General features: G+C 64.2%; 15 protein-coding genes. 10 read left to right on the forward strand and 5 right to left on the reverse strand.

Annotation, left to right across the window (positions count from 1 at the left end):
* The coding region (locus ACK1U9_RS10140; RefSeq protein ID WP_449109866.1) for a type IV pilus twitching motility protein PilT at positions 1–961 on the reverse strand (961 nt) is incomplete at its 3' end.
* 65 nt (positions 962–1,026) lie between these two features.
* Between ACK1U9_RS10140 and ACK1U9_RS10145 the strand changes: the two genes are divergently transcribed.
* The 9 genes from ACK1U9_RS10145 (at position 1,027) to ACK1U9_RS10185 (ending at position 7,596) form a co-directional block, all read left to right on the forward strand.
* Positions 1,027–1,713, forward strand: a complete 687-nt coding sequence (locus ACK1U9_RS10145) for a YggS family pyridoxal phosphate-dependent enzyme (RefSeq protein WP_135001739.1) — start codon at positions 1,027–1,029, stop codon at positions 1,711–1,713.
* Positions 1,714–1,751: 38 nt separating this feature from the next.
* Positions 1,752–2,570: a pyrroline-5-carboxylate reductase gene (gene proC, locus ACK1U9_RS10150; protein ID WP_046613542.1), complete on the forward strand. Its 819-nt coding sequence runs from the start codon at positions 1,752–1,754 to the stop codon at positions 2,568–2,570.
* Positions 2,571–2,580: 10 nt separating this feature from the next.
* Complete coding sequence (locus ACK1U9_RS10155) at positions 2,581–3,171, forward strand: YggT family protein (protein ID WP_013974619.1); 591 nt, start codon at positions 2,581–2,583, stop codon at positions 3,169–3,171.
* 99 nt (positions 3,172–3,270) lie between these two features.
* Complete coding sequence (gene metX, locus ACK1U9_RS10160) at positions 3,271–4,410, forward strand: homoserine O-succinyltransferase MetX (RefSeq protein ID WP_046613543.1); 1,140 nt, start codon at positions 3,271–3,273, stop codon at positions 4,408–4,410.
* A gap of 7 nt (positions 4,411–4,417) precedes the next feature.
* On the forward strand, positions 4,418–5,038 hold the full coding sequence (gene metW, locus ACK1U9_RS10165) for a methionine biosynthesis protein MetW (protein ID WP_015272149.1): 621 nt from the start codon (positions 4,418–4,420) through the stop codon (positions 5,036–5,038).
* A gap of 22 nt (positions 5,039–5,060) precedes the next feature.
* Positions 5,061–5,495, forward strand: coding sequence for a DUF4426 domain-containing protein (locus tag ACK1U9_RS10170; protein WP_046613544.1), 435 nt, complete (start codon positions 5,061–5,063; stop codon positions 5,493–5,495).
* On the forward strand, positions 5,492–6,088 hold the full coding sequence (gene rdgB, locus ACK1U9_RS10175) for an RdgB/HAM1 family non-canonical purine NTP pyrophosphatase (protein ID WP_046613545.1): 597 nt from the start codon (positions 5,492–5,494) through the stop codon (positions 6,086–6,088). Before ACK1U9_RS10170 ends, rdgB begins: the two co-directional genes overlap by 4 nt.
* Positions 6,085–7,260: a radical SAM family heme chaperone HemW gene (hemW, locus tag ACK1U9_RS10180; protein ID WP_153671390.1), complete on the forward strand. Its 1,176-nt coding sequence runs from the start codon at positions 6,085–6,087 to the stop codon at positions 7,258–7,260. The genes rdgB and hemW overlap by 4 nt, the downstream gene beginning before the upstream one ends.
* Positions 7,261–7,269: 9 nt before the next feature.
* A complete protein-coding gene (locus ACK1U9_RS10185; protein WP_003257821.1) occupies positions 7,270–7,596 on the forward strand; it encodes a DUF3392 domain-containing protein in 327 nt (108 codons plus the stop codon).
* Between the two features lie 253 nt (positions 7,597–7,849).
* On the opposite strand, the gene trmB is transcribed toward ACK1U9_RS10185, so the two are convergent.
* The 4 genes from trmB to ACK1U9_RS10205 form a co-directional block, all read right to left on the reverse strand.
* Entirely contained in the window at positions 7,850–8,572 is a 723-nt protein-coding gene (gene trmB / locus ACK1U9_RS10190; protein WP_013974624.1) for a tRNA (guanosine(46)-N7)-methyltransferase TrmB, read from the reverse strand.
* A 9-nt stretch (positions 8,573–8,581) separates the two neighbouring features.
* Positions 8,582–9,376 carry a thiazole synthase gene (locus ACK1U9_RS10195; protein WP_013974625.1) on the reverse strand — a complete coding sequence of 265 codons (795 nt, stop codon included), beginning with the start codon at positions 9,374–9,376 and terminating at the stop codon, positions 8,582–8,584.
* 53 nt (positions 9,377–9,429) lie between these two features.
* Positions 9,430–9,630 (reverse strand): sulfur carrier protein ThiS, encoded by a 201-nt coding sequence (gene thiS / locus ACK1U9_RS10200; RefSeq protein ID WP_003257817.1) that lies wholly within the window; start codon positions 9,628–9,630, stop codon positions 9,430–9,432.
* A 102-nt stretch (positions 9,631–9,732) separates the two neighbouring features.
* The gene (locus ACK1U9_RS10205) at positions 9,733–10,104 is read right to left on the reverse strand and encodes a DUF423 domain-containing protein (RefSeq protein WP_046613548.1); all 372 of its coding nucleotides are present in this window, start codon (positions 10,102–10,104) and stop codon (positions 9,733–9,735) included.
* 64 nt (positions 10,105–10,168) lie between these two features.
* Here ACK1U9_RS10205 and mtgA point away from each other — a divergent pair, with 64 nt between their 5' ends.
* On the forward strand, positions 10,169–10,879 hold the full coding sequence (gene mtgA, locus ACK1U9_RS10210; RefSeq protein ID WP_046613549.1) for a monofunctional biosynthetic peptidoglycan transglycosylase: 711 nt from the start codon (positions 10,169–10,171) through the stop codon (positions 10,877–10,879).
* Positions 10,880–10,928: the final 49 nt, after the last annotated feature.

Below are 10,928 nucleotides of genomic sequence, written 5' to 3' on the forward strand. Positions count from 1 at the left end.
GCATTGCCCCTTCCATCGTCCGCATCCCGTCCGCACCACCCGCCTGCATCACCGAATACAACTGCGCCATCCGTCCTTCCCGAACCAGGTTACGCACCGCTGGCGTTACCACCAGCACTTCCCGCGCAGCAACTCGACCACCGCCCGCACGCCTGACCAGCACCTGCGCCACCACCAGGCGCAACGACTCGGCCAGCATCACCCGCACCAGTGGCTTCTCTTCTGCAGCGAACACCTCCACCAACCGGTCAATGCTGTTGACCGCCGAACGCGTATGCACGGTCGCCAACACCAGGTGCCCGGTCTCGGCCGCACGCAAGGCCAGGCGAATGGTTTCCAGGTCGCGCAGCTCACCGATCATGATCACATCCGGATCCTGGCGCAGGGCACTGCGCAGCCCTTGGGCGAACCCACCGCAATGGCGGCCGACCTCGCGCTGGTTGACCAGGCTGCGCTGGCTGCTGTGGATAACCTCGACAGGGTCTTCGAGGGTGATGATATGCAGAGCCCGATCGCGGTTCAGTTGGTCGAGCAGTGTCGCCAAGGTGCTGGACTTGCCGCTCCCGGTCGGCCCACCAACGAGGATCAAGCCATCGCTGCATTGCGCAACAGCTTGAAACACATCCCCAAGGTCGAGTTCATCGAGTGTGGCGATATGCCCCGGAATCAGGCGAAAGGTGGCCGCAGGGCCATGCAACTGGCGAAACAGATTCAGCCGAAAGCGCCCCAGCATCGGCAGTTCCAGCGCAAGGTCCAGCTCATCACCCTGGGCCCACTGTCGGCGCTGGCCTTCATCCAGCATGGGCGCCATGCCCTCGGTCAAGGCAGCCGGGCCCAAGGTCGGCAGTGCCATGCGCTGCAGCTCGCCATCCAGGCGCAACATCGGTATCTGGCCCGCCGCCAAGTGCAGGTCGGAAGCCCCCGCATCCACGGCCCGGGCCAACAGTTCGGTCACATCCATGAGACTCCCCAAAGGCCTTCAAGTAGGTAGAATGCCGCAACCCCCACAGCTGCCGGCATCAGTCCATGTCCACCCTAGCAGACAACCTTTCCGCTATTTCCGCCCGAATCGCCAGCGCTGCCCAGGCTGCCGGGCGTGATCCGGCCAGCGTCCAGTTGCTGGCCGTGAGCAAGACCAAGCCAGCCAGCGCCATCCGCGAGATCCACGCCGCCGGTGTGTGCGATTTCGGGGAAAACTACCTACAGGAAGCGCTGACAAAGCAGCAGGCTCTCAGCGACCTACCCTTGATCTGGCACTTCATCGGCCCCATTCAGTCGAACAAGACCAAAGCCATTGCCGAGCATTTCGATTGGGTACATTCCGTGGACCGCCTGAAAATCGCCCAGCGCCTGTCGGAGCAGCGCCCGGCCGGGCTGGCGCCACTGAACATCTGCCTGCAGGTGAACGTCAGCGGCGAAGACAGCAAGTCCGGCTGCGCACCCGCCGACCTGCCGACCTTGGCCAAGGCGGTAGCAGCACTGCCCAACCTGCGCCTGCGCGGGCTGATGGCCATCCCGGAACCTACCGATGACCGCGCCGCCCAGGAAGCCGCCTTCGCCACCCTGCGCCAGTTGCAGGAAGGCCTGGGCCTTGGCCTGGACACCCTGTCCATGGGCATGAGCCACGACCTGGAAGCGGCCATCGCACAGGGTGCGACCTGGGTGCGTATCGGTACCGCCCTGTTCGGTGCCCGCGACTACGGGCAGCCCTGATTCCATGCTTTACTCACTCTTTCCCACAAGGACCTGACATGAGCAAGACTCGTATTGCCTTTATCGGCGCCGGCAACATGGCCGCCAGCCTGATCGGTGGTCTGCGTGCCCAGGGCCTGGACGCCTCGCAGATCCGCGCCAGCGACCCGGGCGCCGAGACCCGCAGCCGCATCCAGGCCGAGCACGGCATCGAAACCTTCGAGAGCAACGCCCAGGCCATCGACGGCGCCGACGTCATCGTCCTGGCGGTCAAACCGCAGGTCATGAAAGCCGTGTGCCAGACCCTGCAACCGAACCTGCAGGATGGCCAGCTGATCGTTTCCATCGCCGCCGGCATCACCTGCGCCAGCCTGCAAAGCTGGGTCGGCGCTCGCCCGGTGGTGCGCTGCATGCCCAACACCCCGGCACTGCTGCGCCAGGGCGTAAGCGGCCTGTACGCCACCGCGGAAGTATCCAGCGAACAACGCCAGCAGGCCGAGCAACTGCTGTCGGCCGTGGGGACCGCCCTGTGGCTGGAGCAGGAGCAGCAACTGGACGCCGTGACTGCCGTTTCTGGCAGCGGCCCGGCATACTTCTTCCTGCTGATCGAAGCAATGACCGCGGCAGGCGAAAAGCTTGGTCTGCCACGTGAAACCGCCTCCCAGCTGACCCTGCAGACAGCCCTGGGCGCCGCACGCATGGCGGTTGCCAGCGATGTCGATGCCGCCGAACTGCGCCGGCGTGTCACCTCGCCTGCCGGCACCACCGAAGCGGCGATCAAGTCGTTCCAGGCCAGCGGCTTCGAAGCCATTGTCGAACAGGCGCTGCAGGCTGCGGCTACGCGTTCCGCCGAGCTGGCCGAACAACTGGGCAAATAAGGAGCCTTAGATGAATGCACTGTCCGGCGCCGCGATCTTCGTGGTGCAAACCCTGGTCAGCCTGTATCTGGTGATCGTCCTGCTGCGCTTCGTCCTGCAGCTGGTCAAGGCCAACTTCTACAACCCGCTGTGCCAGTTCGCCGTGCGTGCCACGCAGCCGCTGCTCAAGCCGATTCGCCGGGTCATCCCCAGCGTCGGTGGGCTGGATACCTCTTCGCTGCTGTTGTCGGTGGTCATCCAGGCGCTGCTGATGGCATTCGTGCTGATGGTGACCTACGGCACCTTCGGTGACATCCTGCACCTGCTGATGTGGGCCATCATCGGTATCACCTCACTGTTCCTGAAGATTTTCTGGGTAGCGATGATCGTCATGGTGATCGTGTCCTGGGTTGCTCCCAACAGCCACAACCCGGCAGCCGAACTGGCCTACCAGATCAGCGAACCAGTGCTGGCACCGTTCCGCCGCATCGTGCCCAACCTGGGCGGCATGGACATCTCGCCGATCTTCGCCTTCCTCGCGATCCAGGTGATCCAGTCGTTCGTAATGCCGCCGCTGGCCGCCTACGCCGGCATGCCACAAGAGCTGTGGCGGATGATCTGAGCCTCACCTGACCCTGGTTGCTTCCAGCGGCAAGCCTCTGCTTGCCGCTGGGGGTAGCGCTCTTTAGACTTACGCCTCCGTCAAGCGTGAGCAGGGTCGATGTCCACTGTCTTTCCCGAAGATTCCGTCGGTCTGGTAGTACCGCAAACCGCCCGGTTCGATGAACCGCTGGCACTGGCCTGTGGCCGCTCCCTGGCCAGTTACGAACTGGTCTACGAGACCTATGGCACCCTGAACGCCAGCGCGAGCAACGCCGTGCTGATCTGCCATGCCCTTTCCGGCCACCACCATGCCGCTGGCTACCATGCCGCCACCGACCGCAAGCCGGGCTGGTGGGACAGCTGCATCGGCCCTGGCAAGCCGATCGACACCAACCGCTTCTTCGTGGTCAGCCTGAACAACCTGGGCGGCTGCAACGGCAGCACCGGCCCCAGCAGCGTCAACCCGGCCACCGGCAAGCCCTATGGCGCCGACTTCCCGGTGCTGACCGTGGAAGACTGGGTGCACAGCCAGGTGCGCCTGGCCGAGCGCCTGGGCATCCAGCAGTGGGCTGCCGTGGTCGGAGGCAGCCTGGGTGGCATGCAGGCGCTGCAGTGGACCATCAGCTACCCCGAACGCGTGCGCCATTGCGTCGACATCGCCTCGGCGCCCAAGCTGTCGGCACAGAACATCGCCTTCAACGAAGTGGCACGCCAGGCCATCCTCACCGACCCCGAATTCCATGGTGGTTCGTTCCAGGACCAGGGCGTGATCCCCAAGCGCGGCCTGATGCTGGCGCGCATGGTCGGCCACATCACCTACCTGTCGGACGACTCGATGGGGGAGAAATTCGGCCGTGAGCTGAAGAGCGACAAGCTCAACTACGACTTCCACAGCGTCGAATTCCAGGTCGAGAGCTACCTGCGCTACCAGGGCGAGGAGTTTTCCGGGCGCTTCGACGCGAACACCTACCTGCTGATGACCAAGGCGCTGGACTACTTCGACCCCGCCGCCGCCCAGGGCGGTGACCTGGCGGCCACCCTGGCCCACGTCAAGGCGGATTACTGCATCATGTCGTTCACCACCGACTGGCGCTTCTCCCCGGCCCGTTCGCGCGAGATCGTCGACGCCCTGATGGCCGCGCGCAAGAACGTCTGCTATCTGGAGATCGACTCGCCTTACGGGCACGACGCCTTCCTGATCCCCACGCCTCGCTACATGCAGGGTTTCTCGAACTACATGAACCGCATTGCCATCTGAGGACAGCATGAGAGCCGATCTGGAAATCATCCACGACTGGATCCCCGCCGGCAGCCGGGTACTCGACCTGGGCTGCGGCAGCGGCGAACTGCTGGCCTCGCTGCGCGACCGCAAGCAGGTCACCGGCTATGGCCTGGAGATCGACGCCGACAACATCGCCGCCTGCGTGGCCAAGGGCGTCAACGTCATCGAGCAGGACCTGGACAAGGGCCTGGGCAACTTCGCCAGCAACAGTTTCGACGTGGTGATCATGACCCAGGCCCTGCAGGCCGTGGAGTACCCTGACCGCATCCTCGACGAGATGCTGCGCGTGGGCCGCCAGTGCATCATCACCTTCCCCAACTTCGGCCACTGGCGTTGCCGCTGGTACCTGGCGACCAAAGGCCGCATGCCGGTTTCGGACTTCATGCCGTACACCTGGTACAACACGCCGAACATCCACTTCTGCACCTTCGCCGACTTCGAGGAACTGTGCCACGAGCGCCGCGCAAAGGTGCTCGACCGCCTGGCCGTGGACCACTTGCACCGCAACGGGTGGGGTGGCCGGCTTTGGCCTAATCTTCTAGGTGAGATCGGCATCTACCGCGTCAGCAGCCCGGGCCTGCAAGAACATCAGCTCGCGGTCTGACGCCCACCGGAGGAATCACCCCATGCGTCGCCTAGCCCTGTTCCTGATCAGCCTGTGCCTGGCCCTGCCGGTACTGGCTGCCGATGCTGCCCGCCCCGAGCGCAAGGAAGTGTTTGGCGACGTGACGGTGCACTACAGCGCGTTCACCTCGAGCATGCTGACACCGGAGGTGGCCGCAGCCACCGGCCTGGTACGCAGCAAGAACCAGGGCGTACTCAACATCGCCGTGCTCAAGGCCAACAAGCCCGCCACGGCTGTGGTCAGCGGCACGGTCAAGGACCTGACCGGGCGCAGCAGCCCATTGTCGTTCAAGCAGATCACCGAACAGGGCGCGGTTTACTACATCGCCCAGTTCAAGATCGACCAGGCAGAGACCGTCACCTTCGACCTGAATATCGAAACCGGCGGCATCAGCAACTCCCTCAGCTTCAACCAGGAAGTGTTCCCAGGCGAATGATGAATTTCCAGCAACTCGTATTGGCCAGCCATAACGCCGGCAAACTCAAGGAACTCCAGGCCATGCTCGGCGCGTCCGTGCAGCTGCGCTCGATCGGCGAGTTCAGCCAGGTCGAGCCGGAAGAGACCGGCCTGTCGTTCGTCGAGAACGCCATCCTCAAGGCGCGCAACGCTGCTCGCATTTCCGGTCTGCCGGCCCTGGCCGATGATTCGGGCCTGGCGGTGGACTTCCTCGGCGGCGCGCCAGGCATCTACTCGGCGCGCTATGCCGACGGCAAGGGTGACGCGGCGAATAACGCCAAGCTGCTTGAAGCACTGAAAGACGTGCCTGAAGCCGAGCGCGGCGCACAGTTCGTTTGCGTCCTGGCACTGGTGCGCCACGCCGACGATCCGCTGCCGATCCTGTGCGAAGGCCTGTGGCACGGGCGCATCATGTTCGAGGCCAGTGGCGAGCACGGGTTTGGCTACGACCCGCTGTTCTGGGTACCGGAGCGCAACTGCTCCAGCGCCGACCTGGCCCCTGTGGACAAGAACCAGCTCAGCCACCGCGCCCGCGCCATGGCCCTGCTGCGCCAACGCCTGGGCCTGGCATGATCGAAACGCTGTCCACCCCCGGCGCGGCAAGTTTCACCAGCCTGCCGCCGCTGGCGCTGTACATCCACATCCCGTGGTGCGTACGCAAATGCCCTTACTGCGACTTCAACTCTCACGCTGCCGGGCCTGAACTGCCGGAGGATGCCTACGTCGCCGCCCTGCTGACCGACCTCGACCAGGAACTGGCCGCCGTGCAAGGACGGCCGATCAGCTCGATCTTCTTCGGCGGCGGGACCCCGAGCCTGTTCAGTGCCGACGCCCTTGGCCGGCTGCTGCGTGGCGTGGAACAACGTATCCCGTTTGCGCCGGACATCGAAATCACCCTGGAGGCCAATCCGGGCACGTTCGAGCAGGACAAGTTCAAGGCCTACCGGCAAACCGGCATCAATCGTCTTTCCATTGGTGTGCAAAGTTTCCAGCCAGCCAAACTGCAGGCGCTGGGGCGTATCCACAATGGCGATGAAGCGGTCCGCGCCGCCGGCATGGCGCGCGCCGCCGGCTTCGACAACTTCAACATGGACCTGATGCACGGCCTGCCCGACCAGTCGCTCGCCGATGCGTTGGGTGACCTGCGCCAGGCCATCGACCTGGGGCCGACGCACCTGTCGTGGTACCAGCTGACCGTGGAGCCGAACACGGTGTTCTGGAACCAGCCACCCGAGTTGCCCGAGGACGACATCCTCTGGGACATCCAGGAGGCCGGCCAGGCACTGATGGCCGAGCACGGCTTCCGCCAGTACGAGGTCTCGGCCTATGCCCAGGCTGGGCGCGCTGCCCGGCACAACCTCAACTACTGGCGCTTTGGCGACTTCATCGGCATCGGCGCCGGTGCCCACGGCAAGCTGACCTTCGCCGACGGGCGCATCCTGCGCACCTGGAAAACCCGCCTGCCCAAGGATTACCTGAATCTGGCCAAGCCGTTCAAGGCCGGCGAAAAGCAGCTCCCAGTCGAAGAACTGCCGTTCGAGTTCCTGATGAACGCCCTGCGCCTGACCGATGGGGTGGAAGCCGAACTGTTCACCCAACGCACCGGTTTGCCGCTGGCGCAACTGCATGAGGCACGCCGCGCGGCCGAACAAAAGGGCCTTTTGCAGGTCGAACCGGATCGACTAGTGGCCACGCCAAGGGGCCAGTTGTTCCTCAATGACCTGCTGCAGTATTTCTTGACCTAAGGATGACCCATGGATCTGGTACTTGATTTGCTCGCGACGGTTTCTCGCTGGAGCCGCAGCAACCTGTCGGAGATTTCACTGGCCTTGGTAGGCTGCCTGCTGGTGCTGTTCGGCACCGATATCAAGGGCTGGGTGGAACAGCGCCTGGGCGGCCTGGCGGGCGCCCTGCGCGTACCGTTCATGGCCTTGCTGGTTATGATTGGCAGCGGCGCAGCGCTGATCTATGCCACGCCTTGGGTGGTGAAAGGGCTGAGCCAGTTCAACAACTATGCGCTGGCGCCGGTGTTGCTGGTGGTACTGGTGCTGATCGGGGTGGTGGCGGATCGACGGGGCTGAGCCACGGCCTTGCAGGAGCAACTGTCTTGCTCAAAATTTAAATGCGCGTGCGGTCACTGTGGGAGCGGGCATGCCCGCGAACACCGGCAAAGCCGGTGCCATCCACCGCGTCGCCTGTTTCGCGGGCACGCCCGCTCCCACAGAAGTCCCGAGCGCTCTTGAGCACAGTCATAAAAAAACCGCCCTTCTCAAGGCGGTTTTTTTTCGCCTGCATTTCTGCAGGCATCAGCATATTGAAAGGCCGATCAGCCGATCAATCCACCTTCTCGAACTTCAAATCCCAAACTCCATGCCCCAGCCGCTCGCCGCGGCGCTCGAACTTGGTGATCGGGCGCTCTTCCGGGCGCGGCACGTAGGTACCGTCAGCCGCACGGTTGCGATAGCCCGGGGCAGCGCTCATCACTTCCAGCATGTACTCGGCATACGGCTCCCAGTCGGTGGCCATGTGGAACACGCCACCGGGCTTGAGCTTGCGTCGTACCAGCTCGGCGAACTCCAGCTGGACGATGCGGCGCTTGTGGTGGCGCGCCTTGTGCCATGGGTCGGGGAAGAACAGCATCAGGCGGTCGAGGCTGTTGTCAGCCACGCAGCGGTTCAGCACTTCGATGGCATCGCAGTCATAAACCCGCAGGTTCTTCAGGCCCTGGGTCAACACGCCGTTGAGCAGCGCGCCTACACCCGGACGGTGTACTTCCACACCGATGAAATCCTGTTCAGGCGCGGCAGCAGCCATTTCCAGCAGGGAATGGCCCATGCCGAAGCCGATCTCCAGGGTGCGCGGCGCCGAACGGCCGAACACCTGGTCGTAGTCCACCGGGCTGTCGGCCAGCGGCAGGATGTACAGCGGGCCGCCCTGCTCCAGGCCACGTTGCTGGCCTTCGGTCATGCGCCCGGCGCGCATCACGAAACTCTTGATGCGGCGGTGCGGGCGGGCTTCGCCGTCGGGGGTGATCGGCGTATCGTGCGATTCAGTCATCAGGGGCTCTTACTTGATCAGACCATCCAGCGGCGAAGAGGCGCTGGCATAGAGTTTCTTCGGCATACGGCCGGCCAGGTAGGCCATGCGACCGGCAACGATGGCGTGCTTCATGGCCTCGGCCATCAGCACCGGCTGCTGGGCGTGGGCGATGGCCGAGTTCATCAGCACCGCTTCGCAGCCCATTTCCATGGCGATGGTGGCGTCGGACGCGGTACCCACGCCAGCATCGACCAGCACCGGCACCTTGGATTCCTCCAGGATGATCTGCAGGTTGTAGGGGTTGCAGATACCCAGGCCGGTACCGATCAGGCCAGCCAGCGGCATGACCGCAATGCAGCCGGCTTCGGCCAGCTGGCGGGCGATGATCGGATCGTCGCTGGTGTAGACCATCACATCGAAACCATCCTTGACCAACACTTCGGCGGCCTTGAGGGTTTCGATCACATTGGGAAACAGGGTTTTCTGGTCGGCCAGCACTTCCAGCTTGACCAGGTTGTGGCCATCCAGCAGTTCGCGGGCCAGACGGCAGGTGCGCACGGCTTCGACCGCGTCGTAGCAGCCAGCGGTGTTCGGCAGGATGGTGTAGCGGTCCGGTGGCAGCACATCGAGCAGGTTCGGCTCGCCCGGATTCTGGCCGATATTGGTGCGGCGCACGGCAACGGTGACGATCTCGGCACCCGAGGCTTCGATAGCCAGGCGGGTTTCTTCCATGTCACGGTACTTGCCGGTACCGACCAGCAGGCGCGACTGGAAAGTACGCCCGGCCAGGGTGAAGGGCTTGTCGCTACGAACGTTGCTCATGGTTGTTCCTCGGGAAAAGGTTGCTGGGCTTGCAGGTGAATCGCCGGCCGGAATCAGCCGCCACCGATGGCGTGGACCACTTCGACCTGGTCGCCATCATTCAACAGCGTGCTGTCGTGCTGGCTACGCGGCACGATATCCAGGTTCAGTTCCACCGCGACGCGGCGCCCGGTCAGCTCCAGGCGGGCCAGCAGGGCCGCGACGCTTTCGCCAGCGGGCAATTCGTAAGGTTCACCGTTCAGTTGAATGCGCATGCGCACGGCCACCATTGTTCTTTGGGGCCCGCATTCTAGCGCCGAACCGCCCCGCAACCCAAGGGCGCTGCACGCCATTAGTCGCGATTGTGGACCACTCGGTCAACCGAGCCGCCAGGCTGCCAGGCCCAAGCACAGCCAGCCGGCGAGGAAGCACAGGCCACCAATCGGAGTGATGATGCCCAGCTTGCCCAGGCCGCTGAGGGTCAGCAAGTACAGGCTACCGGAGAACAGCACTATCCCCACGGAAAACAGGCCGCCAGCCCAGCCGACCAGCCGCCCTGGCAGGTGCACCGAGAGAACGGCGACAGCAAAGATGGCCAAGGCATGTACCAACTGGTAGGTCACACCAGTCTGGAAGATCGCCAGATAATCGGCCGTGAGCCGGCTTTTCAGGCCGTGGGCGGCAAATGCACCCAAGGCGACACCGGTGAAGCCGAAAAAGGCGGCAAGCATCAGGAAGCTGCGAAGCATGGGACGACTCCTTGGATCGGGTCTGTATAATGGCCCCTTCCACCCGTACGGCCAAGCCATCGCCATGCTGCCAACCCTTCTCCGCCGCCTCTCCCGCGCCCTGCTCTGGTTCGCTGCCGGCAGCATCGTGCTGGTGCTGGTGTTCCGCTGGGTGCCACCACCCGGTACGGCGCTGATGGTCGAGCGCAAGGTGCAGTCCTGGGTGAATGGCGAGCCGATCGACCTGCAGCGCGACTGGGAGCCGTGGGAGAATATCTCCGATGACCTCAAGGTCGCGGTCATTGCTGGCGAGGACCAGAAGTTCGCCAACCACTGGGGGTTCGACATCCCGGCCATCCAGGCGGCGCTGGCCTACAACGAGCGCGGCGGCAGCATTCGCGGTGCCAGCACCCTGACCCAGCAGGTGGCCAAGAACCTGTTCCTGTGGTCCGGGCGCAGCTGGTTCCGCAAAGGGCTGGAGGCCTGGTTCACCGCGTTGATCGAGCTGTTCTGGTCGAAGGAGCGGATTCTCGAGGTCTACCTGAACAGTGCCGAATGGGGCAAAGGGGTGTTTGGCGCCCAGGCGGCAGCGCGCTACCACTTTGGCGTCGATGCTAGCAGGCTTAGCCGCCAGCAGGCGGCGCAGCTCGCGGCGGTGCTGCCGAGCCCGATCAAGTGGAGCGCCAGCCGGCCGAGTGCCTACGTAGCCAGCCGGGCCAGCTGGATTCGCCGGCAGATGAGCCAGTTGGGCGGGCCCAGCTACCTGATGCAGCTCGACACTTCGCGCAAGCTTTGAGCCTTATGGGGCTGCTGCGCAGCCCATCGCGACACAAGGCCGCTCCTAC

Source organism: Pseudomonas sp. XP1 (assembly GCF_053557675.1).

Bases quoted from the DNA above. Each gene is read 5' to 3' on its own strand.
- ACK1U9_RS10145 (WP_135001739.1), top strand. From the start codon at position 1,027: ATGTCCACCCTAGCAGACAACCTTTCCGCTATTTCCGCCCGAATCGCC.
- proC (WP_046613542.1), top strand. From the start codon at position 1,752: ATGAGCAAGACTCGTATTGCCTTTATCGGCGCCGGCAACATGGCCGCC.
- ACK1U9_RS10155 (WP_013974619.1), top strand. From the start codon at position 2,581: ATGAATGCACTGTCCGGCGCCGCGATCTTCGTGGTGCAAACCCTGGTC.
- metX (WP_046613543.1), top strand. From the start codon at position 3,271: ATGTCCACTGTCTTTCCCGAAGATTCCGTCGGTCTGGTAGTACCGCAA.
- metW (WP_015272149.1), top strand. From the start codon at position 4,418: ATGAGAGCCGATCTGGAAATCATCCACGACTGGATCCCCGCCGGCAGC.
- ACK1U9_RS10170 (WP_046613544.1), top strand. From the start codon at position 5,061: ATGCGTCGCCTAGCCCTGTTCCTGATCAGCCTGTGCCTGGCCCTGCCG.
- rdgB (WP_046613545.1), top strand. From the start codon at position 5,492: ATGATGAATTTCCAGCAACTCGTATTGGCCAGCCATAACGCCGGCAAA.
- hemW (WP_153671390.1), top strand. From the start codon at position 6,085: ATGATCGAAACGCTGTCCACCCCCGGCGCGGCAAGTTTCACCAGCCTG.
- ACK1U9_RS10185 (WP_003257821.1), top strand. From the start codon at position 7,270: ATGGATCTGGTACTTGATTTGCTCGCGACGGTTTCTCGCTGGAGCCGC.
- trmB (WP_013974624.1), bottom strand. From the start codon at position 8,572: ATGACTGAATCGCACGATACGCCGATCACCCCCGACGGCGAAGCCCGC.
- ACK1U9_RS10195 (WP_013974625.1), bottom strand. From the start codon at position 9,376: ATGAGCAACGTTCGTAGCGACAAGCCCTTCACCCTGGCCGGGCGTACT.
- thiS (WP_003257817.1), bottom strand. From the start codon at position 9,630: ATGCGCATTCAACTGAACGGTGAACCTTACGAATTGCCCGCTGGCGAA.
- ACK1U9_RS10205 (WP_046613548.1), bottom strand. From the start codon at position 10,104: ATGCTTCGCAGCTTCCTGATGCTTGCCGCCTTTTTCGGCTTCACCGGT.
- mtgA (WP_046613549.1), top strand. From the start codon at position 10,169: ATGCTGCCAACCCTTCTCCGCCGCCTCTCCCGCGCCCTGCTCTGGTTC.